Origin of the sequence: Prauserella aidingensis (genome assembly GCF_024171865.1) — a bacterium.
GTDB classification, from domain to species: Bacteria; Actinomycetota; Actinomycetes; order Mycobacteriales; family Pseudonocardiaceae; genus Prauserella; species Prauserella aidingensis.
The window spans coordinates 18331-43429 of the sequence record NZ_JAMTCN010000025.1; the positions used below are offsets into that span (position 1 = coordinate 18331).

Here is a 25099-nt window from a genome sequence, read left to right on the forward strand (position 1 = left end):
CTACGCAGCCGAGGCGCACCCTCGGCGCGCAGCCGGCACTCCTGGGGTCGACGACCGTGTGGCTTCTCGTGGTGCCCGCCGCCGGGGTCGGCGCCGACCCCGGCGGCGGGCGCGGGCACCCTCACCGGTATGGCGTGGGCGCTGTCGCGGGGAGACGACGCGGGACCGGCCGCCCTGCCGAGGATCGGCCGATGCGTCGTCGGCGGTTCGAGACTTGTGCACCGGCCGCGGTAACGCGTGATGGAACCACGGCGGGTATCAGGCCGCACGGTCCATGGTGGCCAGGTGCGCCAGGTGGTGGGAGGTCGCGAAGGCAACAGGACGGCTGGCCCGTCCCAGAGTCTTCTCGTTGCCGCGTGCCGCGTTCGACAACTTGCGGTCACCCCACGAGAAGTCCGGTCCGGCGAAGACGTCGGTGTCGACGAGTTCACGGCACAGCTCTCGGAAGGCGCGTGCTCGGGGTGGCTCGTCGCCGGATCCGTCGTCTGCACCAGCGGGATCCGGCTCCTCGATCGGCCGGCGCCAGTACGTCCAACCCGTCGGGCAGGCGTACCGCACCGCGACGTTCCTGGGCCGCCATCCCTTCGTCGGTGTCGGGTGGACCACGCCGTAATCACCGAACAGCACGTCAGCGTGTTGTGCCGAGATCTCCTGCCACAACTGCTCCTCGTGCCGGTCCTGGTGCCAGCGGCCGAGTCGCGACAGCTGCGGAGGGACGGAGCCGCCCAGGAGCACGATGCTGCGCAAGGGGCCGGTTGTTCGAACGACGTCCACGGCGGCATGGACGAGGTCGACGTGCTCGGCGAGTGCCGCTTCGACGAATCCGAGGTCGAGCACCACGTCGATCGTGCGTGGGTCGACCTTCAACGCGTCGACGACGCCCGCGATGTCGACGGTGCGCCCCGCGAGCAGCTGTATGCGGAGGGCGACTCCGGCGCCCGTCTCCTCACCCAAGCGGCCGATGTCCGCAGCGTCTCGGAGCGAAGTGCATTCCCGAAGTGTCGGGAGGATCGGAATCGGTGGGCCCACGTCGAACAGGTCCACGCCGTAGCTCAGCCGGTCGACCAGCTCCCCGAGAGTCGCGGTCGGGCGGAAGGCCGACGGGTCGACATCCGAGGCGTCGACAGCGAGGACACGGTCGTGGTTGTGCAGGTGCCGAGCAACCCGTTCCGCGTGGGCGAGTTGGCCGGCGACCGACGTCGCTCGGTCGAGAATAATGAGGGGCTGGACCCGTTCGAGATGGGACTCGTCGGCATGGGTGAGTGCCTCGGCCTCGCCCTCCTTCGCTCGCAGGGCGACCCAGGCGGCCGGATCGTGCGGCACCGGCGCCTCCCCGAACACGAGTGACGTGTGCACAGTGTGACCGTACGGTCACACGTGGTCCTGGAGAAGCCGCCGAACAGGGGTTCCGGCCTACCGGACCTACGGGCGGCGGCGCCAGGTGAGTGCGATGTCGTGCGTCGCGAGCCATGCGCCGAGGTCGTGCTCGTGGCGGGCGAGCGCGTCGACCGTGCTGTAGGCCGTCTCCAGTGCTGCCGTGGCGTCTCCGCAGGTAACCAGGCCGTCCTGGACGGCTTCGAGCAGCTCCCCGGTGTCGATCACGTCGACGCCGCGGTGCTGTCGCAGCACGAGGTCGAGGTACAGGTCGGTGGTGTGCCAGACGTCGGCATCGTCGGTGGTCACGCCCACGACGTCGAGATAGAAGTCCTGGTCCCGTTCGTGTCCCGGGTTGAACCAGAAGTCGCTGATCCGCAGTCCGAGCGACGGGAGCAGCCAGGACTCGAGGTACCGGAACTGCGGCCGTCCCGGAGTCGGCCGCGCCATGTACAGGCCGAAGTCCTCGACCCGGTACTCCTCGACCTCGCGGACGACGCCCTTCGGATCGGTGTTGGTGCCGGCTGCAACGTCGAACGTCTCCCGCTTCGGCGGATGCATGACGGCCATCTTGCTGTGCGCGGGCGAATGCGTCGAGTCGGAACCGCGCGGTCGTGTGCCCGGCTACGATCCGAACCGACTGAACGGGGGCCCGGGACGATGTTCGGAATCATCAGGCCGTGCAGGCACCGGCTGTCCGGGCGATTGCGCACCGAGTGGACGGCGCACCTGTGCGGGCTGTGCCTGGCGCTGCGGGACGAGCACGGTCAGCTCGCACGGACGGCCACCAACTACGACGGACTGCTCCTGTCGGCGCTCGTCGACGCCCAGTCCGATGCCGACACCCCGCGGCGCACGGCGGGTCCGTGCGCCCTGAGGGGCATGCGCGGCGCGTCGGTGGCGATCGGTGACGGCGCGCGGCTCGCGGCGTCGGTGTCGCTGGTGCTGGCGTCCGCGAAGGTGTCGGACCACGTCGTGGACGGTGACGGCGTGGCGGGCCGTCGCGGCGTCGGGCCGCTCGCGCAGCGCGTGGCGGCGGGCTGGGCACAGCGTGCGGCCGAGTCGGGAGAGCGGCTCGGTCTCGACACGACGGACCTGGCGTCGGCGATCGCCACGCAGCCGGCGGTCGAGGAGACACTGAGTGCCGGGGGCTCCGTGCTCACGGCGACCGGGCCGACCGAGCATGCGACGGCCGCGGCGTTCGCCCACACGGCGGTGCTGGCGGGCAGGCTCGGGAACGCGGCCGAGCTGGGGGAGGCCGGCCGGTTGTTCGGGCGGATCGCACACCTGCTCGACGCCGTCGAGGATCTCCGGGACGATCGTGCGACGGGGGCGTGGAACCCGTTGCTCGCCACGGGGACCGAACTCGCCGAGGCGCGGCGACTGTGCGACGACGCGGTGCTCGGCGTGCGGCTCGCGCTCGACCAGCTGTCGCTGACACGCCCCGCGCTCGTGCACGCGTTGCTGGTCCACGAGCTGGACCGGGCGGTCACCCGCACGTTCGGGCACGCGGGCGACGGCGGGCACGCTCACCGCACGTCCGGCACGCCCGGCACGGAGGTCGCGGCGAACGGTGGCTCGGAGTCGATCCTGGACGGGCAGGGCGGCGGGCTCTGGTATCCGAGGTTCCGGGTGCCGCCGCGACCGCGCAACCCCGCACTCGGGTGTTGCGTGGGCCTGTACATGTGCTGCAGCTGCCAGTTCTGCTGCCGTGATCCGTACCCCGGGCCGTGCGACGGCGAGCCGAAGGGCACGTGCGACTGCGGCGGCTGTGACTGCTCCTGCGGTGACTGCTCCTGCTGCGACTGCTGACCGGCCGGGCTCGGCGGTGCGTGTGACGACTGAGGTGACGGCTGGGGCCGGTGTGACCACCGAGGCGACGGTGGCGGCGTCACGGGTGGACACCCCCGGCCGCCGGGCGGAACTTGTCGGTGGGCCCGCCTACCCTGGACGACGTGGCATTCGCGACCGAACACCCCGTGCTGGCGCACTCCGAGTTCCGCCCCGTCTCCGACATCCCACGCAAGGGCGGGCGGTTCGAGGTCGTCAGCGACTACGAGCCCGCCGGTGACCAGCCCGCCGCGATCGAGGAGCTCGACCGCAGGCTGACGGCGGGCGAGAAGGACGTCGTGCTGCTCGGCGCGACCGGTACGGGCAAGTCCGCGACGACGGCGTGGCTCGTCGAGCGGGTGCAGCGGCCGACGCTCGTGCTGCAGCCGAACAAGACGCTCGCCGCGCAGATGGCCAACGAGCTGCGGGAACTGTTCCCGAACAACGCCGTCGAGTACTTCGTCAGCTACTACGACTACTACCAGCCCGAGGCGTACGTCCCGCAGACGGACACCTACATCGAGAAGGACTCGTCGATCAACGACGACGTCGAACGGCTGCGTCACTCGGCGACGATGAACCTGCTCTCGCGCCGCGACACGATCGTGGTCGCGAGCGTGTCCTGCATCTACGGCCTCGGTACGCCACAGTCGTATCTCGACCGGTCGTCGCGGCTGGCGGTCGGCGAGGAGGTCGACCGCGACGTGTTCCTGCGCGCGCTGGTCGACGTCCAGTACACCCGCAACGACCTGGCGTTCGCCCGCGGCACCTTCCGGGTGCGCGGCGACACCGTCGAGATCATCCCCGCCTACGAGGAGCTGGCGATCCGGGTCGAGTTCTTCGGCGACGAGATCGACAGCCTCTACTACCTGCATCCGCTGACCGGCGACATCGTCAACGAGGTCGACGAGGTGCGGATCTTCCCGGCCACGCACTACGTCGCGGGACCCGAGCGGATGGAAAAGGCCGTGCACGCGATCGAGGCCGAGCTCGAGGAGAGGCTGGCCGAACTCGAGAAGCAGAACAAACTGCTCGAGGCCCAGCGGCTGCGCATGCGCACCAGCTACGACATCGAGATGATGCGGCAGGTCGGGTTCTGCTCCGGCATCGAGAACTACTCGCGGCACATCGACGCGCGTGCGCCCGGTTCCGCCCCCGCCACGTTGATCGACTACTTCCCCGAGGACTTCCTGCTGGTCATCGACGAGTCGCACCAGACGGTGCCGCAGATCGGTGCGATGTTCGAAGGCGACATGTCCCGCAAGCGCACGCTGGTCGACCACGGTTTCCGACTGCCGAGCGCGCTCGACAACCGGCCGCTGACGTGGGAGGAGTTCGCCGACCGCATCGGCCAGACCGTGTACCTGTCCGCCACACCCGGCCCGTACGAGATGGGCCAGGCGGGCGGCGAGTTCGTCGAGCAGGTCATCCGCCCGACCGGACTGGTCGACCCGGAGGTCGTCGTCAAGCCGACCGAGGGGCAGATCGACGACCTGGTGCACGAGATCCGCACCCGGGCCGAGAAGGACGAGCGGACGCTGGTCACCACGTTGACGAAGAAGATGGCCGAGGACCTCACCGACTATCTGCTCGAACTCGGCATCCGCGTGCGCTACCTGCACTCCGAGGTGGACACGCTGCGCCGCGTCGAACTGCTGCGGCAGCTGCGGTCCGGCGACTTCGACGTGCTCGTCGGCATCAACCTGCTGCGGGAGGGGCTCGACCTGCCCGAGGTGTCGCTCGTGGCGATCCTGGACGCCGACAAGGAGGGATTCCTGCGCAGCGGCACGTCCCTGGTGCAGACGATCGGCCGTGCGGCGCGGAACGTGTCCGGCCAGGTCCACATGTACGCCGACACGATCACCGACTCGATGCAGTACGCCATCGACGAGACAAATCGGCGGCGCGAGAAGCAGATCGCCTACAACACCGAGCGCGGCATCGACCCGCAGCCGCTGCGCAAGAAGATCGCCGACATCCTCGACCGCGTCTACACGGAGGCGGAGGACTCCGAGGAGGAGGTCGACGTCGGCGGTTCGGGGCGCAACGCCTCGCGTGGCAAGAAGCCGGAGCAGGGCGACAAGGTGCGCAGCTCCGGCGTGCTCGTCGACCGCGAGCCGAGTTCGATGCCGCGGGCCGAGCTCGCCGACCTCATCCAGCAGATGACCGACCAGATGATGCAGGCCGCGCGGGACCTGCAGTTCGAGCTGGCCGCCCGGTTGAGGGACGAGATCTCCGAGCTCAAGAAGGAGCTGCGCGGAATGGACGCCGCCGGACAGCAGTGACCGTCCGGAGCGGGACGGTGCGTCAGTCGGCGCCGGCGCCTGCGTCCGGTTCGAGCATGCCGAACAGCGTGCCCTCCGGATCGCGGCAGTAGGCGAGCCTGCCGAGCTCCGGAACCGTCCGCGCCGCGGCGACCAGCGACCCGCCCGCCTGCTCCACTTCACGCACCATCAGGTCCAGATCGTCGACCTCCATGGTGAGCGAGCACGTGGGTGCGGCCGCGCCGTTCTCCGGTGGAGGGCCGTCCCGCTGCACGAGGTTGCCGTCGATGCCGGCGCCGCTACCGGTGGTGATGGCCCACGAGGCGTCCGGTGCCCATCTCTCGAAATGCCACTCGAACACGGTCGTGTAGAACGTGATCGCCCGTTCGGGATCGCTCGCGTAGACCTCGAAGTACACGGGACGAGGCATGATGGCCTCCTAGCCGGAAATGGGGCCGCGCGCGGCGGTGACGATCCTGCTGCCGGAATTGTCGGTCATCCCGGCCCGCCTTGTCATCAGTGCCGACCCCGTCGGGTCGAACCGGCCCGCGTGACGCGAACCCGATCCCGCATCGGCGACGCGTGGAAACATCGGTGCAATGCGCCGCGGCTACGGTGCGCCCCATGACCGCCACGCCGATGACCAAGAAGGACGCGGCCGCCACCGTGCTCGCCGCCAAGAATCGCCTCGGACTGACCTGGGAGAAGCTCGCCGAACTCCTCGACGCGCCCGTGGCGTGGTCCACCGCCGCCCTGCTCGGCCAGCACCCGCTGAGTGAGGCCCAGGCGACCACCGCCGCCGGGGTGCTGGAACTCGACGACGAGGTCACCGCGGCTCTGCGGACGCAGCCGACGCGCGGTACCCCGGAGACCGACGCCTCCGACCCGACGATCTACCGGTTCTACGAGGTCCTCCACGTTTACGGGCCCACGATCAAGGAACTGATCCACGAGAAGTTCGGCGACGGGATCATGAGCGCCATCAACTTCCGCCTCGACGTCGACCGGCGCCCCGACCCCGGCGGAGACCGGGTCGTGGTGACGATGGACGGCAAATTCCTGGCTTACCAGTGGGCGTGAGGTGCACGGGCCGCGTGGTGGTGTCGGTGAGGGTCGCAGGCGGGCTCAGCTCGTGACGTCCGGGATCAGCTCGTGACGTCCTTCGTCGCGAACCGCCGGGCCGCGAGCAGACCGAACACGGTGGCGTACACCGTCGCCGACAGGGCGCCGGAGGCGATGCGCGTCCATTCGACGTCGGTGGCGATCAGGTCCATCCACGCGAACGAGAAATGGGTCGGCAGGAAATCCCGGAGGTCGCCGAGCGCGGTGATCTGGTTGAGGATCTGCGAGAGGATCGACGCCAGCACCGCGCCGCCGACCGCGCCCAACGGGGCGTCGGTCGACACGCTCAACAACAGTGCCAGTCCCGCCACCCAGGCCAGGTGGACGAGCAGATAGGCGGTCGCGAGGGCGAGCGCCACGATGCTGTCGGAGAACGGGATCGCATCGCCCGTCGGGCTGATGGCCTCGCCCGTGCCGTACCAGATGGTCCCCGCGACGAACGCCGACACGGGCAGCACCACGATCGTCAGCGCCGACAGCAACCCGGACGCGACCGCCTTCTGCCGCAACAGGCGGTGCCGGGGCACGGGGATGGCCAGCAGGTACTTCAGACTCGACCAGGAGGACTCGCTGGCGATCGTGTCGCCGAAGTACAGCGCCACGATCATCGGCAGCAGGAACGACCCGGACACGAACAGGGCGACCACGACGAAGTTCGGCGCGCTGGCCGTGGCCAGGTCGATGAACCCGCCGGACCGCGGATTCGCCTCGGCCTCGCCGATCTCGAACGCCGCGACCAGGATGAACGGCAGCAACACGACGAAGGCGAGCAGCAGCTGGGTCCGCCGCCTGCGCAGCTGTCGTCGCAGTTCCACCCCGAGCCGGAGCGTGCGGCCCGCGCGGTAGCCGGTGACGGCGCCGTCGGGCCCGGGCCCCGTGACGTGCTCGGCCCCGGCGGCGTCGGCGAGTTCCTCCAGCGCGGCCGGGTCGGTGTGCACCCCGTGCTGGTCCACGGCGTGCGGGTGCTCCGGTGCGGCACCGGACGCGGTGTCGCGTTCGGAGTCGCTCATCAGCCTTCACCTTCCCCGACGAGTTGCAGGAACGCGTCTTCGAGCCGGCGACGCGGTCCGGCCTGCTCCACGGCCACGTCCGCCCGGACGAGGGCCGCGACGGCCTCACTGCGCGGCAGCGGGCCGAGGTCGGCGTGTACGAGGCCGTCGGTGATCTCCACGTCGGACACGCCGTCGAGGCCGCGCAGGATCTCCGCCGCCCGGTCGGCGTCGTCCACCCGGAACGTCGCCTCCCCGCCCGCGGCGATGATGTCGTGGACACCGCCCGAGGCGACCAGCCTGCCGCGGTGCATGACGACGACGTCCGTGCACGTCTGCTCGACCTCGGCGAGCAGGTGGCTGGACACCACGACGGTGCGGCCGGTCGCCGCGTACCGACGCAGCACCTCACGCATCTGGTGGATCTGGGGCGGGTCGAGCCCGTTGGTGGGTTCGTCGAGCACGAGCAGCTCCGGCAGGCCGAGCATCGCCTGCGCGATGGCCAGCCGCTGCCGCATGCCCTGGCTGTACGTGCGCACCTTCCGGTGCACCGCGTCGCCCAGCCCCGCGATCTCGAGCGCTTCGTCGATGTGCGCCCTGTCGGCGGGCCTGCCGGTCGCCTGCCAGAACAGTTCGAGGTTCGCCGCGCCCGACAGGTGCGGCAGGAACCCGGAGCCTTCGACGAACGAACCGATCCGGGACAGCACCGGAGCTCCGGGCGTGACGCGGTGGCCGAACACGCGGATCTCGCCGTCGGTCGGCGTGATCAGGCCCATCAGCATGCGCAACGTCGTCGTCTTTCCCGCACCGTTCGGACCGAGCAGGCCGAGTACCTGACCGGGTTCGACCCGGAACGACAGGTCGCTGACCGCGGTCAGCCCACCGGGATACGACTTCGTGAGGCCGGAGATCACGATCGGGGTGCCGGCCACGTCGGGGTCGACCCGGTGCGAGTGCCTGCGGCGGATCCGGCCGATCACGGCGACCAGCACGGCGAGGGCGAGCGCGCCGCCGATGCCCGCGAGCTGCACCACCGGCCACCGGGACGTCGCCGTCGTCCCGGGCACCACGGGCACCGCGACCTCGGGCGGGCCCGCCAGTCCGACGCGGAATCCGGCGGGCCGATCGGGGGTGGCGTACGACCGGTCCGTCGTGCCGATCACCAGCTGCAGGCGGTGGTCGGTCTCGATCGGCCGGACGATTCCGGGCAGGGTGACGGTCACCTCGGTCGGGGAGCCGTCCGCGGACAGCGGCACCCGGATCGGCGCGACGGCGTTGCCGGGCAGGGTGCGCGTGCCGTCGGGACCGACGTCGTACAGCTTGGCGAACAGCACCGCCTCGGACGGGGCCGACCCGCCGGGCTGGGCGTTGGCGCCGGCCGCGGACCCGGTTCCGGAGTCGTCGTTGTCGCCGGAAGGGCCGTCGCCGGAAGCGCCGTCGCCGGAGGTGCCGTTCCCGGGGTTGTTCTGCCCGCGGCCGGAGTCTCCGTTGCCGTTGCCGTTGCCGTTGCCGGTACCGCCGGTTCCGCCGTTGTCACTGTTGCCGCCGCTGTCGCCGGGGCCTGCCGCCGCGGGATCGGCCATCGGCTCCGGGGCGATGGACAGGCGCACCGTCGATGCACCGGACACGAGGAGCTGCTCGGTCATGGGGCGGGACGTGAACACGGCGGTCTGGCCGGGCGGGTCGACGGTGAACAGGCCCGACAGTCGCGACGAGCCCGCCACGATGCGGTTGAGCCCGGGGATACCGCTGACCGAGGCGGGCGTGCCGCCGGGCGGTCGTACCACGGTCTGCTGCTCGCCGACCAGCTGTACGGCCCGGCGCCGGACGTCGTCGCCGTTGACGCCGGGGTAGGCGCCCGCGTCGACGTTGCGGACGGAGGGCGCGCCGTTCGCCCGGATCGCGCCGGTCACGTCGTACGAGAACGTCGCCGCCGGATCCTCGCCCTCACCGGTGAGGTGGTGCCAGAGGAAGTCGGCCATGACGCCGCGCAGCTGCGGCCCCGGTCCGCCGCCGTCGTGGCCGCCCGCGTACCAGGCGACGGACACCTCGCCGCCGGCCTCGGCGATCTGCCGGGCGTTGGCGTCGGCCTGATCGAGGCCGAACAGCGTGTCGTGTTCGCCCTGCACCAGCAGCGTCGGCACGGTGATGTCGTCGGTGACGGAGGCGGGGGAGACGCGGTGCAGCAGGTCGAGCGTCGACGGTTCGGCGGCCCCGTCGGTTGCGACGTCGACGTAGGCGGCGCAGACCTCGGCGCTGAACCGTCCGCACGCGTCGGCGTCGGGACGCAGGTTCCCGCCCGATCCGCTCTGTGGCCGTCCCGCGCCGGGTGCCGCACCGGTGTCGCCGGTCTGTCCGCCCGGTGGTGCGGCGAGGTCGTCGTTCTCCTCGTCGTCGCCGGGCTCGACGGCGTCGGGTCCGGGGCCCGGGGCGCTCGACGGGGTGCCGGAGCCCGCGGAGAAGAGGGCGCCGATCCAGGACCGTTTGAGCACGCCCGACCCGGTGTCCGCGCCGGGGGCGGGCGTGGTGGCGGCGAGCCGGTCGTCGGTGGCGTTGTTGGGCAGCAGGGACTGCCGCAGATCGTTGTACGTGATGGCGGGCGCGATGGCGTCCACCCGCGGGTCCGTTCCGGCGAGCAGCAGCGCCAGCGCGCCGCCGTACGAGGCGCCGGTGACACCGACCCGGGGGTCGCCGTCGTCGTCGGACACGACCTCGGGCATGCCCGCCAGGTGGTCGAGCAGCCGGGAGGCGTCGGCGACCTCGCGGTCCGGTGCGTTGAGCGAGATCGAGCCGGTGCTGTCGCCGAATCCGCGTGCGGACCAGGTGAGCACGACGAACCCGCGCTCGGCGAGTTCCCGGGCGTCGCGGGCGACGCTGTTCTTGTCGCCGCCGAACCCGTGGGGCAGGAGGACGGCGGGTGCGGGCGTGTCCTCCGGCACGTAGACGGTCGTATCGAGCTGCTCGCGGTCGGCCGAGCCCGGTGAGGTGGCGACGTCGATGGTGGCGGCCTGGGTGCTGTACGCGGGTGGCCGTTCGCCGTCACGGAACAGCAGGAGGCCCGCGACGGCGAGGAGTGCGACGACGGCGACCAGTGCCGTCAGGCGTCGGCCGCGGCTGCGGAGAAGACGGGACACGGTGACCACACTATGGGGACGTGGAGCAGGCGGTTCGTCCGGGCATGCCCGGTTTCCCGGAGCCGGAGTGATCTTGTGTGATCGATGTTACGCGTGGGGTGACGAAGCGGACGGTTGCCACGAGTGGCGCCGGACCGCACCGGGGCGTAAGGATGGAGCGGTTGTGTTCCCCACGGAGGGGAGTATTCCGTCACGGCGACGTCGTCAGCACGGTTGCGTTCCGACGCACCCGGCGTCGCCGGCCCGCAGACCCCGAGGTGGCGCGCGGGCGGAAGAGACCTCCGGATAGCACCATGCCGCTACCCGGAGGAAATCGTCCATGTCCGTGCCGTTCTGGCTGTGGGCCGCCACCATCGGCGGTCTGATCGTGCTGCTGGCGATCGACCTGGTGATCGTCGACCGCAAACCCCATGAGGTCACCACCGGTGAGGCCGCGCGCTGGGTCGTCTTCTACGTCGCCTGCGCCGTGGCCTTCGGTGCCGGGGTGTGGCTGCTCGCCGGGCACGATCCCGGTGTCGAGTTCTTCACCGGCTACATCACCGAGTACTCGCTGTCGGTCGACAACCTGTTCATCTTCATGGTGATCATGGCGTCGTTCAAGGTGCCCGCGATCCACCAGCACCGGGTCCTGCTGATCGGCATCGTGATCGCGCTGGCCATGCGCAGCGTGTTCATCGCCATCGGGGCGTGGGCCATCGCGCAGGTCGTGTGGATCTTCTTCCTGTTCGGCGCGTTCCTCATCTTCACCGCGATCAACATGGTGCGGCAGAAGGACGAGGACGAGGAGTACCACGAGAACCTGGTCACCCGCCTGACCAGGAAGGCCTTCCGCGTCACCGACGATTACGAGGGTCACCACTCGATCGTCAGGAAGAACGGCAAGCGGTACCTGACGCCGATGGCGCTCGTGATCGTGGCGATCGGCAGCGCGGACCTGCTGTTCGCGGTCGACTCGATCCCCGCGATCTTCGGGATCACCCAGGAGGCGTTCCTGGTCTTCACGGCCAACGCCTTCGCCCTGATGGGGCTGCGGCAGCTGTACTTCCTGCTGGGCGGGCTGGTCAGCAAGCTCGTGTACCTGTCGCAGGGACTGGCGATCATCCTCGCGTTCATCGGGGTGAAGCTCGTGCTTCACGCGCTGCACGAGTACCACGTCACGCCGGCATGGCTGGAGATCAACAACTGGATGTCCCTCGGCGTGATCGTCGTGGTGCTGACCGTCACGACCGTGGCGAGCCTGGCCAAGGCAAAGCGCGATCCGAGCGTGGTCGGTCAGTCCGGCCTGAACCTGAACGCCGCGGCACCGGAGGAGAGGGCCGACGACCGGCCGGCCTCCGACGACGAGCGGTGACGTTCAGGCACCCGGGACTGCGCACGACAGGTCGTTAGCGCCGCTAAAGGTCGGGTAGGGTGCGGGCCGTGCGCCCTTCCGATATCGAACTGCAGCAGGTCCCCGGCAGGCCCGCCCTGTCCGACGACCTCCTCCTCGTGTCCGTCACCCGTCCCGACGTCGCGGCGAACGCCTACGTCGGCGGACTGCACCGCGTCGGCCGGGACGGGACGACGGCGTGGACCCACGGCCCGGGTCCGGACGGCGCCGGGCCGGACCGGCGCCGCGACTCGGCACCCGCGATCTCCCCGGACGGTCGGTGGGTGGCGTTCCTCCGCAGCGATGCGGGTGATCCGGCGCAGCTGCACGTCATGCCGGCGGGCGGCGGTGAGTCGCGGGTGCTGACCGCGCTGCCGCTCGGGGCGGGCACGCCCGTGTGGGCCCCGGACTCGCGCAGGATCGCCTTCACCGCGCGGGTGCCGGAACCGGGCCGCTACGGCACCTCCGACGGCGACGTGACCCCGGACGCCGCCGAGGAGGCGCCCCGGCGGATCACCCGGTACGACTACCGCATCGACAACATCGGGTTCCTGCGCGACCGGCCGCAGCGGCTGTTCGTGGTCGACGCGTTGGCCGACGAACCGGACCTCGCACCGGAGCCGCTGACCGACGACGCGGCGTCCGTCGCCGATCCGGCATGGACGCCGGACGGTCGGTCGGTGCTCGTGGTCGCCCCGCGGGACTGGGACCGCGTGGAGACGATGCACGCCGACCTCTACGCCGTGCCCGCGGAAGGCGGCACGCCGCACCTCGCCGTGCGTACCGAGGGCCGGGCGGAGAACCCGGCGGTGGCCGCCGACGGCACGGTGTTCTTCTACGCGGCCGCGTTCGAGGGATACGCCCGTGCGGCGACCAACGCCGGGTTGTGGGCGGCGCCCCTCGACGGTTCCGAGCCGGCGCGCAGGCTCACCGACGCCGAGTCGGTCGACTGCGTGGCGGCCGCGGGACCGCCCGCCGTGCACGGCGACGACGTGCTGGTCGTCGTCGCCCACCGCGGTGCCGCCGAGCTGCGGCGCGTGCCGCGCACGGCGTCCGAGGCGCCCCTGTCGCGGCTTCCGGTGCTGACCGGCGAGCGTGCGGCGGTGCGGTCGTTCACCGTGGCGGGCGACCGGATCGCGGTGGTGCAGGCCGGCCCCGAGGACGCGGGCGAGGTGCTGCTCGCCGACGGCGACGGCGCGTTCACGGCGCTGACGACGCTGTCCGAACCGTTGCGCGGCAGCGGTGTCCTGCCCGCCGAGGAGATCACCGCGACGTCGGCCGACGGCTACCCGGTGCACGGCTGGGTCGTGACTCCCGAGGGCGACGGCCCGCATCCGGTGCTCCTCGTCGTCCACGGCGGACCGTTCGCGGCGTACGAGTGGAGCCTGTTCGACGAGGCCCAGGTGTACGCGGCGGCCGGATACGCCGTCGTGCTGGCCAACCCGCGGGGTTCGGCAGGTTACGGCGAGTCCCACGGGCGGGCGGTGCTGCACGCGCTCGGCACCGTCGACGCCGACGACCTGCTGGCGCTGCTCGACGCCGTGCTCGAACGGCCCGACACCGACGCAGACCGGGTCGGCGTGATGGGCGGTTCGTACGGCGGTTTCATGGCCGGCTGGCTCGCCGCCCACCACGGCGACCGGTTCCGCGCGGCGTGGAGCGAGCGCGCCGTCAACGCGTGGGACTCGTTCGCGGGCAGCTCCGACATCGGCTGGACGTTCACCGAGGTCTACGTCGGTGACGACCCGGACGAACAGCGCAAGCGCAGCCCGTTGACCTACGCCGCCGACATCGACGTCCCCTTCGCGGTGGTGCACTCCGAACAGGACTGGCGCTGCCCCCTGGAACAGGCGCAGCGGCTGTTCGTCGCGCTGAAGAAGGCCGGTGCGGACACCGAGTTCCTGCTCTTCCCCGGTGAGGGACACGAACTGACCCGCAGCGGCAAGCCGCGGCATCGCGTCCAGCGGTTCGAGGCCGTGCTCGACTGGTGGGCCCGCCACCTGCCGGTGGACTGAGTTCGGCCTGCGCGCCGCGTGGGCGAGCGTGCGGCGCGCAGGCGTGCGACGGGACCGGCGGGCCGGATCGTGACGGCGCCGGGCCGTCCACGCCTCAGATCGTGAAGGCGAGGTTGCGTACGATCCGGTCGCCGAGTTCCGTGTCGCCGGAGCGCTCCACCTCGGGCAGCCGCTCCTCGGGGTCGACGCGGCCACCGGCGAGCCGTGCGAACAGTCCCGCGTCCAGGCGCAGGGTGGTGGTGGCCGGGCCGGAGAGGGCAGGCACCACGGAGGCCCTGCCGTCGACGGCCACGTGCACGGTGCGCCGCAGCGGCCCCGTGAACTCCAGGGTCACGCCCGCGCCGTCCGGGGCGCCCGCCTTCTTCCCGACGACGTAGCCGAGCGACTCGACCAGCTCGTCGAACGACTGCTCGACACACGGACCGGCCTCGTGCCCCGGCAGTCCGGTGGCGTCCCGGATGTCCTGCTCGTGCAGCCAGGTGTCGAAGATCCGGATGCGCATGAACCGGCCGTAGGTGCCCTTGCCCACCGGCGTCCACGACGGCGCGTCGAAATCCTCCTGCGTCATCGTGCGCAACGCCTCGCCCCGGCGGGAGACGACGTCGCGGAACCGCTCGAGCATCCGCTCAGGGGCCGACTCCCGCATGGAGCGCACCCAGCGTTCGTTGACCGCGGCGATCTCGTTGTGCACGTGGGAGAACTCGGCCACGTCGATGTCCGCTTCCGGGGCCGATTCGCCCAGCAAGGACGACTCGGTGCCGATCACGTGCGCGACGACGTCGCGCACGGCCCAGCCGGGTAGTGGGCTCGGTGCCTCCCACGCCGCGGCGTCCAGCGAGGCCAGCAGTGCGTCGAGCGACTCCCACTGCGCGGCGAGCGCCCCGGTGATCGTGTCCTTGTCGAAGCCCGTCGTCGTGCTCACGAGGTGCTCTCCCGTTCGTTTCCGAGTTCGATGATCTGTCCTCTGTCGACGCTCTCCCAGTCACGGCCCCGCAGGTACGGGGCGAGCGCGTCGGCGACGGCTCGTTCGTCGTGCGGAGCCTTGGGCCGCTGCAGCTCGTAGACGTGCGGGAACTCCAGCATGCCGGTGACCAGCTCCCACAGCCGCACCGCCGCGGCACCCGACGGGGGATCGACCAGCACCGGGCCGAACAGGCACTGGCCGTCGGGGAACAGCAGCGTGGGCACGCCGAAACCGCCCGCGTCCACCACGCGCCGGTGGTCGGCCGTGACGTCGTCGTGGGTGGACGAATCCGCGAGGGCCTCGTCCAGTACCGCGGCCTCGACGCCGATCTCGGTGAGCAGGCGACGCGCCGTCTCCGGCTCGTGCGGTTTGCCGCCGTCGAGGTGGAGCTCCCGGCCGACCCGCGCGTACCAGGCGTCGAGCAGTGCGGGATCGCGGCGCCGCAGCAGCGCGCCGATCCGCATCAGCGACCAGCCGTACGACCACGGTCGCTCCCACGGGTGCTTCTTGCCCTCGAACCGGTTCACCTCCTCCAGGCTGAAGAACCGCCAGTTGACGGTCAGCCCGGTGCGGGAGCGGACCTCCCGGATCCAACGGGAGGTGTGGTAGGCGAACGGGCACATCGGGTCGAAGTGGAAGTCCACCTCGGACGGACGGGGCTGCTCGGACGGCTCGGACGGTGCTGTCATACGGCTCCTTCTCGCAGGTGCACGTCGATCAGGTCGTGCAGCGTGGCGGCGACGTCGGTGGCCGAGTGACCGCCGACCTTCGCCAGCAGGATCCGCCCCTGGGTGTGGGCGAGCAGGGAGTGGGCGAGCCGGTCCGGGTCGACGCCCTCCCGCAGTACGCCCTCGTGCGCGGCCTGGTGGCAGATCACCGCGAATCCGCGCTCCCAGCGTGCGAACGCCGAGGCCAGGTGGTCGCGCAGCGTGTCGTCCACGGTGGACAACTCGGCGGCGAGGTTCCCGAACGGGCAGCCGACCACGCGGCCGAACGTGGACTCGAATCCGGCCTGGATGCCGCCGACGGCGTCGGCGACCCCGTGCAGGCGCTGGGCCGCGGTGTCCCCCGAGGCGGCGGCGAGGCGTTCCAGCAACGCGTCGGTGTGCAGGTCGACGACGGCCTTCGCCAGATCGGCCTTCGCGGGGAAGAAGTGGTAGAAGCTGCCCTTGCGTACGTCGGCCGCGGCGCACACGTCGTCCACGCTCACCGATCCGTAGCTGCGGGAGAGCAGCAACCGGGCCGACGTGCGGACGATCCGCTCGCGAGTGTCGCGGCTCCGGCCCATGGCGGAGACCGTAGGCTCTCTTGACCGAACGGTCAACTGGCGCGTGGTGGAGCGGCCCGGGCGGACCGGGGCGGGCCGGGTCGGGGCCGGCTCAGCGAGGGCCTGCTCGGTGGGGCCGGGCGTCTCAGTCGAGCAGGACGTAGCCGAGTTCGCGGCACACCCGGGCCAACGGCACGTCGAGCCCCGGGTGATCGAGCCCGAGTAGGATGTCCGGTGACGCGGGCAGTGCCGAGCCCGCGGGAGGGTTCCACAGGCACACGGCGGGTTCGCCGCCGTCCATCGACGAGCGGTACCACAGCCCGTCCAGGTCCGGCAGCTCCGCGCGGATCGCGCGGGCCCACGCCTGCGTGACCTTCTTCGGCCCGCTGGAGATCTCCTGCGACGCCCCGACCCGGGTGGGCCACAGTCCGGACAGGTCGAGCAGTCGCAACGTGCGGGAAGGTCGGACGACCACGAGGTGCGGACCGCGCGTCGTTCGGTCCACTGTGGACGTGGCCTGGAAGACCTCGGCCACGCTGGTGCGCACCGACAGTCCGAAGTAGAGGACGCCGTGCTCGGGGTGGTGCGACGGCGTTTCCGCTGCCGGATGCGGATCGAACCGTGCGTGGGCGATCGGTCCGGCATGACGGAACGTGTCCCAGCGTTGCGGGTGGTTCCCGCGCGCGGCGAAGACGCGCACGAGCCGCGTGGCCGGGTGGACCGCGACGATGTCCTCGTCCGGGCGGAGGTGCTGTCGCAGGACCTCGCCCGGCGGGGGCAGGGGTAACCGTGCCATGACGTGCCGACGTGCTCCTCGGTGCGCGCTCGGGGACGGATGCGGTGGGGTCGGATGCGGTGGGGCCGGGTGCCCGCCGGATGCGTCAGGCGGGCGTTCCGAGCGTAGCGGCCAGCTCGGCCACGCGCGCAGGATCGCCGCCCGCTAGCAGCCAGTCGCGGGGGGTCGCCGGCGTGTCGCGGATCAGGAGGTCGGACTGCGGCGTCGTCATGAACCCGGCGACCACGAGTGCGGGTTGGTCGTCGGGTACGGCGCGGAGCACGACGTCGAGACCCGGTACGGCGGCGTCGGCGGTGAACTGCCACGCGGGCAGTCGCCACCCGCCGTGGCCCTTCCAGCCGGCGAGCCGGTGCTGCTTGAGGCGGTGGCGGACACGGCTGTCGTCGACGCCGAGTCGTCGCGCGGCCTCGGTGACCGTCAGCGCGGAGTCGGCGAACACGGCCTGGGTGGCGACGGCGTTCGCGCGCGCGTCGGGTTCGCCGGACGTGGTGGCCGACAGGTCGAGGCCGACGTCGGTGAGGACGTCGCGTTGCTCGGCCGAGAAGAAGTGCGCCGGGTCCGGGTCACCGGGGGAGAGGCGCCGGGCGGCCTGCTCGACGAGCGCCAGGAACTCGCCCGCGTCCACCTTGAGTCCGGTGCGCGCGAGCACGGTCTCGAGAGCTGTCGTCGTGCCGGTCATGCACCCATGCTAACACGGGCGTGCGCATTCGTGCGTATGTCGCCGTACTCGACTTAATATGCCTACTTGGTTATATTCCTGGTGTGGCAACTACCTTCGAGGTGCTGGCGGAACCGCGGCGGCGTGAGATTCTCGACCTGCTGCGCAGGAGCGAATGCCTGGTCGGCGACCTGGCGACCCGGCTCGACCTGACCCAGCCCGCCGTGTCGAAACACCTGCGTGTCCTGCGTGAGGCGGGCCTGGTCGCCGTGCGGCAGGACGCCCAGCGCCGCTGGTATCGGCTGCGACCCGAGCCGCTGGCCGAGGTCGACGCGTGGCTCGCGCCGTACCGCAGGTTGTGGTCGGACAGTCTCGACGCGCTCGAACGCCACCTCGACCGGATGCCGGACGAAACCGACCCCGAGGAGCAGACGTGACCGACACCCAACGGCGCACCGGCGACGGCTGGCAGCTGCGGTTCGAACGCCGATTCGCGCACCCGCCCGCCAAGGTGTGGCGGGCGTTGACCGAACCCGAACACCTCAGCGCGTGGTACCCGTTCCGGATCGAGGAGCTCGACCTGCGGGTGGGCGGCATCATCCGCTACCGCGAACCGGACGGCGACCCCACCGACCTCTACGCCGAGATCACCGAGCTGGTGCCACAGCGGTGTCTCGCGTTCACCGAGTTCGACCGGGAGACCGGCGAGCACCGCCTGCGGCTGACGCTGGAACCGGACGGTGGCGGCTGCGTGCTGCTCTTCGAGCACACCTTCGCCGACAACCCGTGGGCCGAGCAGACCTTCACCGGTTGGCAGGGCTGCCTCGACGTGCTGGCGGCCACGGTGGGCCGGCTCGACCTCGGCGTGCTCGACGACGTCGACGGTGCGCCGGTGCTGCGCTTCGAGCGCAGGCTGGCCCATCCGCCGCAGCGGGTCTGGCGGGCGCTCACCGACCCCGCCGAACTGGCGGGGTGGTTTCCGGTGGGCGTCGAGGCCGTCCCCGAGCAGGGCGCACCGATGCGGTTCGTGACGGACATGCCCGGCGACGTCGCCGAGGGCCGGGTCCTCGAATGCGACCCGCCGAAGGTCTACGCCTTCCGCTGGGCACGCTCGGTGCTGCGGTTCGAACTCGCGGCCGAGGACGACGGTGGCTGCCTGCTGCGGTTCAGCCACACGTTCAGCGGCACCGACACCTCCGGCGACCTGCCGTCCGTGGCGCGGCAGGGCCCGGGTTGGGAGCAGTGCCTCGATGCGCTCGCCGCGCTGCTCGACGGCACCGAGTCGCCGCAGCGCGACGGCCGGTGGTTCCTCGCCCGCGCCGAGACCTACGTCGAGGAGTACGGGCTCGCCGACGGCACGGTCGCACGGGGCGCCGACGGCGTCGAGGTGCGGTTCGAACGCGACCTCGTGCAGGCGCCCGACGTCGTGTGGTCCGCGCTGACCGAGGGGGATCCGCCGGTCGCGGCAGAGCCGGCTCCGGTGCGGTTCACCCACGGGTACCTGGAACCGGGCGCGGTGACCCGCGTCGAATCCGGACGGTCCGTCGAGTACGCCGCGGCGGGCGGCGCGGTGCGGTTCGAGCTGCGCGACCAGGAGCCCATCGGCACGCGACTCCGCGTGACGCAGACCCTGCCCGACTCGGCGGATGTGGCACTCGCGCTCGCCGCCTGGCACACCCACCTGGAACTGCTGTTCGCCGCCCTGCACGGTGACGTGCGCTGTCCGTGGCCCGAGGAGCGGACCGAACAACTGCGCCGCCGCTACGCCGAACGGGACGGGCGGCGGGACGCGGCGGGGGAGTAGGCCCATCGAGGCCTCGGGGACAGAACTCCCGGCCCCGGGTGCGGGACACGCGGTGGGCCTGTGGGTCGGTCCGCAGGCCCACCGTCCGGTTCGGACCGGTTACGCCCCCGCCTCGCGGAGGAGGATGTCGACGGCCTCGTCGTTGCGTTCGGTCTCCGCGGCGATGTCCTCGTCGCCGGGGTAGAACCCGTCGAGACCGCCGCCGGAGGCCGGGTACATCTCGAACGTGAAGCTCAGGATGCGGTGCTCGCCCCACATCCAGCCGTTCACGTCGCCGTCGGTGACGTAGAGGTCGCTGGACTGCTGGGGCGTGTAGCCGTTGCTGCCGGCCATCTCCCGGCCCACGTCCCGGAACCGCTGCGCCTGCTCCCGGGTCATGTCCTCGGTGACCTCGTCGGTGGTGTGGCCGAACGGCCACAGCACCAGCTCACCGTAGGTGTGGAAGTCGATGTGTCCCGTCGCTGTCCGACGTGTGATCGGCGTGTCATCAGGCTGATCGTGGGTGCGAGGAGCGGCAACCGACGCAAATCGGAGGCCGTTCCCACGTGCCGTCCACACGCGCCGGTTGACTTCGAGCGCGCTGGAGGTTGCACGCTGGTCGCACCCGCACAGCACATCGGACACACGGCACACCGGACAGGAGCGTCGATGACGGAGACGGTCGGACGGGAAACATTCGAGAGCGCCTACGCGGAGGGGACCGCGGGCTGGGTGATCGGCGAGCCCCAACCCGCGATTCCGACTCTGGAGCGGACGGGCCGGATCACGGGCCGGGTGTTCGGCGCCGGTTGCGGCGCCGGGGAGCACACCATCCACCTCGCCGCGCGCGGTTACGACGTGCTCGGCATCGACTTCTCGAACGCGGCCGTGGAGCTCGCCCGTCGCACCGCTGCCGAACGCGGCGTGCGGGCCGCGTTCGACGTCGCCGACGCGGTGACGCTCGGCGACGGCACGAGGGGCGGGGACCTCGGTGCCCCGTTCGACACGATTCTCGACAGCGCCCTGTTCCACGTTTTCGGGGCCGAGGGCCGACGTCGCTACGCGGACGCGCTGCACCGGGTCACGCGCCCGGGCTCGACGGTGCATGTCCTCGCGCTCGCCGAGACCGAGGAGCCCGGTTTCGGTCCGAGGATCAGCGACGCGGCGATCCGGGAAGCGTTCGCCGACGGCTGGACGATCGAGGAACTGGAAAGTTCGCGCTACCGGGCGGTCGCCCACGCACAGGAACACGCGGATGCACTCGGCGTCCGGCCGGGCGCTCCGGTGGACCTGCCCGCGTGGCTCGCACGCATCCGGCGGGAGTGACGCCTCGCCGCGGCAAGCAGGAGCCCCGGACGCTCCGACCACCCGCACGCTGCGACCACCCGCACACCCACCGACCACCCGCACGAACAACGCACCCGCACCGCCGGACGATCCGGCTTCCCAGGAGGGGCAGAGCGATGACCGACACCGTGGCACAGCGCAACTTCGACGAGTCCTACACCGGGGGCGGTGCTCCCTGGGTCATCGACGAGCCGCAGCCCGCGGTCGTGGCACTGGAACGCGACGGCGGGATCGGCGGCAGGGTGCTCGACGCCGGGTGCGGAACCGGCGAGCACACCCTGCTGCTCGCGCGCCGCGGCCACGACGTGCTCGGCGTCGACTTCGCGCCGCACGCCGTGGAACGAGCGACCGAACTCGCCCGCTCGCGTGGCGTCGACGCGCACTTCCGGGTCGCCGATGCGTTCGACCTGGACCGGGAACTCGGTGCGGGCGGCAACGACGGGGATCCCGGCGCCCCGTTCGACACGATCCTCGACAGTGCCCTGTTCCACGTCTTCGAACCCGCGGACCAGCGGCGGTACGCCGACGTGCTGCACCGCATCACCCGGCCCGGCGCGGTGGTGCACGTGCTGGCACTCGCGGAGAGCGAGGACCCCGGTTTCGGTCCGAGGATCAGCGACGCGGCCGTCCGGGACGCGTTCGCCGACGGCTGGACGATCGAGGAACTGACCTCGAACCGCTACCGCGCGGTCGCCAGGGGAGGAGACGCCGAGGCGCTCGGTGTCCCCTCCGGGACCGTCGTCGACCTGCCCGCGTGGCTGGCGCGGATCCGACGCGACTGAGAGTTCCGGTCGAGGAATCCCGGTCGAGAGCTCCTGGCCGGCTTCCCCCAGCGCGAGGGGGCGGGCACCGTCGTGGACGGTGCCCGCCCCCTCGTCGTGTTCGGGGCGGACGTCGGTGTCGCCGGAACAGTCCATTGACTCACGAACGGGTGACACCTAAGTTCTGATCTGTATTTCGAACGACGTCCGAAATCTCGAACACACATCGGGGTGTGCTAGTGAAGATCACCGGAATCAGTACGCACGTCGTCGGGACTCCGTGGCGGAACCTGACCTATGTGCTCGTCCACACCGATGACGGCCTCACGGGCGTCGGAGAGACGCGCATGTTGGGCCACACCGAGGCGTTGCTCGGGTATCTGCGGGAGGCCGAGCTCAACCACATCGCCGGATCCGACCCGTTCGCGGTCGAAGACCTGGTGCGCCGGATGAAGTACGGCGACTTCGGCAGGGCAGGCGAGATCGTGATGTCGGGCATCGCCTGCATCGAGATGGCGTGCTGGGACATCAAGGGCAAGGCGCTCGGCGTGCCGGTGTGGCAGCTGCTGGGCGGCAAGGTCACCGACCGCGTGAAGGCCTACGCCAACGGCTGGTACACCACCGAACGGACGCCCGAGGCGTACCACGCCGCCGCGCGCACCGTCGTCGACCGCGGGTACCGGGCCCTGAAGATCGACCCGTTCGGCACCGGCTATCTCGAACTCGACCACGACGCGACCGCCTACGCCGTCTCCCTCATCGAAGCCGTGCGCGACGCGATCGGCGACGAGTGCGAACTCATGCTCGAGATGCACGGCCGGTTCAGCCCCGCGACCGCGATCCGACTGGCCCGCGAGCTCGCGCCGTACAAGCCCGCATGGATCGAGGAGCCCGTCCCGCCGGAGAACCTCAAGGCGCTGGAGAAGGTCGCGGGCAAGGTCGACGCGCCCATCGCCACCGGCGAGCGCATCCACGACCGCATCGAGTTCCGCGAACTGTTCGACTCGCAGGCCGTCGACGTCCTGCAACCGGATGTCGGCCACCTCGGCGGTATCGCGGAGACCCGCAAACTCGCGGCCACGGCGGAGACGCACTACATGCTCGTCGCGCCGCACAACGTCGGCGGCTCGGTGCTGACGGCCGCGTCGCTGCAGCTCGCGGGATGCACGCCGAACTTCAAGATCCTCGAACACTTCAACGACTTCGCCGATGCGGAGATCAAACACGTCGTCACGGGAGCGCCCCAGGTCGTCGACGGGTACTTCCGGTTGCCGGAGGAGCCCGGCCTCGGCGTCGAACTCGACACCGATGCCGCCGCCGAGTTCCCGCAGCAGCGGGCGCATTTCGACCTGTGGGCCGAAGGCTGGGAGAAGCGCGACCCGACGGGCTCGGCGTGACCGCCGTCGTCGTCGACGAGCCCGGCCGCTTCCGGTTGACCGACACCGCACCGCGCCCGCCCGGTCGGGACGAGGCGCTCGTCCGGGTGCACGCGTGCGGGTTGTGCGGCAGCGACCGGGAACTGTTCCGCGGCACCCGGCCCGCCGAGTACGTGCACTACCCGGTCACCCCGGGCCACGAATGGTCGGGAGTGGTCGAGACGGTCGGGGAGGGCGTCGACCCCGCGCTGGTGGGCCGCAAGGTCGTCGGCGAGGGCTTCCGCAACTGCCAGACCTGTGCCCGGTGCCGCGACGGCGATCCGACGCTCTGCACGGCCGGTTACGACGAGACGGGCTTCACCCAACCGGGAGCCATGGCCGACAGGCTCACGCTCCCGGCGCGGCTGCTGCATCCGTTGCCCGACGACGCCGACCTCGAGGCCGCCGCGTTGCTGGAACCCGCGGCGTGCAGCGCGGCGGCGGCGCTGGCCGCGGGGGCGAGGCCGGGTGACCGGGTCGCGGTGGTCGGCGACGGGGCGCTGGGCCTGACGGCGCTGCAACTGCTCGCGGCGGCCTCGCCCGCGGAACTGTTGCTGATCGGAGGCGCGCCGGAGCGCGCGGAGCTGGCGGCGGAACTCGGCGCGGATTCCTTCCGTGACAAGGATTCCGTCGGTACCGCGGATGATCCGGCCGCGCTGCAGGCGGGCCGCTTCGACGTGGTGGTCGAGACCGCCGGAGCTCCGACGTCCGCACACACGGCCGCGGCGCTCCTCCGCCGGGGCGGCAGACTCGTGCTCACTGGCATCCCACCGGAGGGCGCGACCGGACTCGACCCGACCGACCTGGTGATCCGGCGACTCGACGTGCGCACCGTGTTCGGCGCACCCCCGCGCGCGTGGTCGCACGCCGTCCGCGCCTTCGGCACCGGCCTGCTGCGCACCGCACCGCTGATCACCCATCGCAGGCCGCTGGAGGGATTCGCCGAGGCGATCGGACTCGTCGGCTCCGGCGACCCCGCGGTCGGCAAGGTCCTGCTGATCCCGTCCGAACCCGCCGACATCGAAGGAGTCCCATGACAGCACCGGACCGATCCCCGCAGCCGCGACGGCCGGGCGCGGCAGCGCTCGACCTCGTCGGTATGGGCGCAGCCCCACCGGACCCGGCGCATACGTCTCCGCACGCCTTCCCCGGCGGAGGGACGTGGCGCACCGAGGTTCCTTCCGTGGAGGGGCCCGAGGCGCTCGCCACCGTGCTGAAGGAGTCGACGCGGCTGAACGTGCCCGTGCACCGCATCAGCCAGGGCAGCGGCGTGTGGATGCTGACCGACGCCGAGATCACCGAGATGGTGGAGGCCTGCGCGGAGCGGGACGTCGAACTGTGCCTGTTCACCGGTCCCCGTGGCACGTGGGACATCGGCGCCGCCACCCGCACCCCGTCGGGCGGCGGCGGGCTGCGGGCCCGCGGCCACACGTCGGTGGCGGGCTGCGTCGAGGACGCACTGCGCGCCGCCGAACTGGGCGTGCGGTGTCTGCTCGTCGCCGACGAAGGCGTGCTGTGGACCCTGCACCGGCTGCGTGAGGCCGGAGCGCTGCCCGCGGACACGACGTTCAAGGTCTCGGCGCTCGTCGGGCCGGTCAACCCGGCCGCGTACGCCGTGTGGGAGGGCCTCGGCGCGGACTCGGTGAACATCCCGTCGGACCTCGGGCTCGACCAGCTGACCGAGATCCGTCGGGTATCGGCGGCGCCGATGGATCTGTATCTCGAGGCGCCCGACGACCTCGGCGGGTACGTGCGGATGTACGACGCGGCCGAGTTCATCCGGCGCGGCGCTCCGCTGTACCTGAAGTTCGGTCTCAGCAACGCGCCCGGCATCTATCCCTACGGGGGACATCTGCGTGACGTGACCCTCGACACCGCCCGGGAGCGGGTGCGCCGCGGCCGCCTCGCACTCGACCTGCTGGCCCGCCACGGGGCCGACGGCGACATGGCGCCGATCGGTTCGCGCGCTCCGGGTGCGCTGCGGCGGTTCCCGACACCGGAAAGGAGTTGA

22 protein-coding genes and 1 pseudogene are annotated in these 25099 nt (G+C 71.5%); 12 read left to right on the top strand and 11 right to left on the bottom strand.

Annotated elements, in window-relative coordinates; all coding sequences use genetic code 11:
• Positions 1 to 258: 258 nt before the first annotated feature.
• Together LY13_RS20480 and LY13_RS20485 are read right to left on the bottom strand one after the other, a co-directional pair.
• Complete coding sequence (locus LY13_RS20480) at positions 259 to 1356, bottom strand: beta family protein (protein WP_253830230.1); 1098 nt, start codon at positions 1354 to 1356, stop codon at positions 259 to 261.
• A gap of 66 nt (positions 1357 to 1422) precedes the next feature.
• Complete coding sequence (locus tag LY13_RS20485; RefSeq protein ID WP_253830231.1) at positions 1423 to 1944, bottom strand: ribonuclease FAU-1 family protein; 522 nt, start codon at positions 1942 to 1944, stop codon at positions 1423 to 1425.
• A 90-nt stretch (positions 1945 to 2034) separates the two neighbouring features.
• Between LY13_RS20485 and LY13_RS20490 the strand changes: the two genes are divergently transcribed.
• Both LY13_RS20490 and uvrB read left to right on the top strand, forming a co-directional pair.
• Positions 2035 to 3186 carry a DUF5685 family protein gene (locus LY13_RS20490; RefSeq protein WP_253830232.1) on the top strand — a complete coding sequence of 384 codons (1152 nt, stop codon included), beginning with the start codon at positions 2035 to 2037 and terminating at the stop codon, positions 3184 to 3186.
• A gap of 143 nt (positions 3187 to 3329) precedes the next feature.
• Positions 3330 to 5489: an excinuclease ABC subunit UvrB gene (uvrB, locus tag LY13_RS20495; RefSeq protein ID WP_308216377.1), complete on the top strand. Its 2160-nt coding sequence runs from the start codon at positions 3330 to 3332 to the stop codon at positions 5487 to 5489.
• A gap of 22 nt (positions 5490 to 5511) precedes the next feature.
• Here uvrB and LY13_RS20500 read toward each other — a convergent pair whose 3' ends face one another.
• Entirely contained in the window at positions 5512 to 5898 is a 387-nt protein-coding gene (locus LY13_RS20500) for a VOC family protein (protein WP_253830233.1), read from the bottom strand.
• A 194-nt stretch (positions 5899 to 6092) separates the two neighbouring features.
• Between LY13_RS20500 and cynS the strand changes: the two genes are divergently transcribed.
• Positions 6093 to 6548 (top strand): cyanase, encoded by a 456-nt coding sequence (gene cynS, locus LY13_RS20505; RefSeq protein WP_253830234.1) that lies wholly within the window; start codon positions 6093 to 6095, stop codon positions 6546 to 6548.
• Between the two features lie 65 nt (positions 6549 to 6613).
• On the opposite strand, the gene LY13_RS20510 is transcribed toward cynS, so the two are convergent.
• Positions 6614 to 7600, bottom strand: a complete 987-nt coding sequence (locus tag LY13_RS20510) for an ABC transporter permease (RefSeq protein ID WP_253830235.1) — start codon at positions 7598 to 7600, stop codon at positions 6614 to 6616.
• Positions 7600 to 10722: an alpha/beta fold hydrolase gene (locus LY13_RS20515; RefSeq protein ID WP_253830236.1), complete on the bottom strand. Its 3123-nt coding sequence runs from the start codon at positions 10720 to 10722 to the stop codon at positions 7600 to 7602. Before LY13_RS20515 ends, LY13_RS20510 begins: the two co-directional genes overlap by 1 nt.
• 310 nt (positions 10723 to 11032) lie before the next feature.
• Here LY13_RS20515 and LY13_RS20520 point away from each other — a divergent pair, with 310 nt between their 5' ends.
• Both LY13_RS20520 and LY13_RS20525 read left to right on the top strand, forming a co-directional pair.
• Positions 11033 to 12064: a TerC family protein gene (locus LY13_RS20520; RefSeq protein ID WP_253830237.1), complete on the top strand. Its 1032-nt coding sequence runs from the start codon at positions 11033 to 11035 to the stop codon at positions 12062 to 12064.
• A gap of 68 nt (positions 12065 to 12132) precedes the next feature.
• Positions 12133 to 14097, top strand: coding sequence for a S9 family peptidase (locus tag LY13_RS20525; RefSeq protein WP_253830238.1), 1965 nt, complete (start codon positions 12133 to 12135; stop codon positions 14095 to 14097).
• A 94-nt stretch (positions 14098 to 14191) separates the two neighbouring features.
• On the opposite strand, the gene LY13_RS20530 is transcribed toward LY13_RS20525, so the two are convergent.
• The 5 genes from LY13_RS20530 to LY13_RS20550 all read right to left on the bottom strand — a co-directional run bounded on the left by LY13_RS20530 (position 14192) and on the right by LY13_RS20550 (position 17803).
• Entirely contained in the window at positions 14192 to 15019 is an 828-nt protein-coding gene (locus LY13_RS20530; protein ID WP_253830239.1) for a maleylpyruvate isomerase family mycothiol-dependent enzyme, read from the bottom strand.
• Positions 15016 to 15750: a mycothiol-dependent nitroreductase Rv2466c family protein gene (locus LY13_RS20535; RefSeq protein WP_253830240.1), complete on the bottom strand. Its 735-nt coding sequence runs from the start codon at positions 15748 to 15750 to the stop codon at positions 15016 to 15018. Before LY13_RS20535 ends, LY13_RS20530 begins: the two co-directional genes overlap by 4 nt.
• Complete coding sequence (locus LY13_RS20540; protein ID WP_253830241.1) at positions 15747 to 16349, bottom strand: TetR/AcrR family transcriptional regulator; 603 nt, start codon at positions 16347 to 16349, stop codon at positions 15747 to 15749. The genes LY13_RS20535 and LY13_RS20540 overlap by 4 nt, the downstream gene beginning before the upstream one ends.
• 124 nt (positions 16350 to 16473) lie before the next feature.
• Positions 16474 to 17124 carry an RES family NAD+ phosphorylase gene (locus tag LY13_RS20545; protein WP_253830242.1) on the bottom strand — a complete coding sequence of 217 codons (651 nt, stop codon included), beginning with the start codon at positions 17122 to 17124 and terminating at the stop codon, positions 16474 to 16476.
• An 85-nt stretch (positions 17125 to 17209) separates the two neighbouring features.
• A complete protein-coding gene (locus tag LY13_RS20550; RefSeq protein ID WP_253830243.1) occupies positions 17210 to 17803 on the bottom strand; it encodes a helix-turn-helix domain-containing protein in 594 nt (197 codons plus the stop codon).
• Positions 17804 to 17886: 83 nt separating this feature from the next.
• Between LY13_RS20550 and LY13_RS20555 the strand changes: the two genes are divergently transcribed.
• Both LY13_RS20555 and LY13_RS20560 read left to right on the top strand, forming a co-directional pair.
• Positions 17887 to 18219, top strand: a complete 333-nt coding sequence (locus LY13_RS20555; RefSeq protein WP_253830244.1) for an ArsR/SmtB family transcription factor — start codon at positions 17887 to 17889, stop codon at positions 18217 to 18219.
• Complete coding sequence (locus tag LY13_RS20560; protein ID WP_253830245.1) at positions 18216 to 19586, top strand: SRPBCC domain-containing protein; 1371 nt, start codon at positions 18216 to 18218, stop codon at positions 19584 to 19586. The genes LY13_RS20555 and LY13_RS20560 overlap by 4 nt, the downstream gene beginning before the upstream one ends.
• 99 nt (positions 19587 to 19685) lie before the next feature.
• On the opposite strand, the pseudogene LY13_RS20565 reads toward LY13_RS20560, so the two are convergent.
• Positions 19686 to 20045, bottom strand: a pseudogene (locus LY13_RS20565) (M14 family zinc carboxypeptidase); the annotation flags it as partial.
• 189 nt (positions 20046 to 20234) lie between these two features.
• Between LY13_RS20565 and LY13_RS20570 the strand changes: the two are divergent.
• From LY13_RS20570 to LY13_RS20590, 5 genes are all read left to right on the top strand, one after another.
• The gene (locus tag LY13_RS20570) at positions 20235 to 20891 is read left to right on the top strand and encodes a class I SAM-dependent methyltransferase (RefSeq protein ID WP_253830246.1); all 657 of its coding nucleotides are present in this window, start codon (positions 20235 to 20237) and stop codon (positions 20889 to 20891) included.
• A gap of 137 nt (positions 20892 to 21028) precedes the next feature.
• Positions 21029 to 21694 (top strand): class I SAM-dependent methyltransferase, encoded by a 666-nt coding sequence (locus LY13_RS20575; RefSeq protein ID WP_253830247.1) that lies wholly within the window; start codon positions 21029 to 21031, stop codon positions 21692 to 21694.
• Between the two features lie 218 nt (positions 21695 to 21912).
• Entirely contained in the window at positions 21913 to 23070 is a 1158-nt protein-coding gene (locus LY13_RS20580) for a mandelate racemase/muconate lactonizing enzyme family protein (protein WP_253830248.1), read from the top strand.
• Positions 23067 to 24125: a zinc-dependent alcohol dehydrogenase gene (locus LY13_RS20585; RefSeq protein ID WP_253830249.1), complete on the top strand. Its 1059-nt coding sequence runs from the start codon at positions 23067 to 23069 to the stop codon at positions 24123 to 24125. Before LY13_RS20580 ends, LY13_RS20585 begins: the two co-directional genes overlap by 4 nt.
• The gene (locus LY13_RS20590) at positions 24122 to 25099 is read left to right on the top strand and encodes a hypothetical protein (RefSeq protein ID WP_253830250.1); all 978 of its coding nucleotides are present in this window, start codon (positions 24122 to 24124) and stop codon (positions 25097 to 25099) included. The genes LY13_RS20585 and LY13_RS20590 overlap by 4 nt, the downstream gene beginning before the upstream one ends.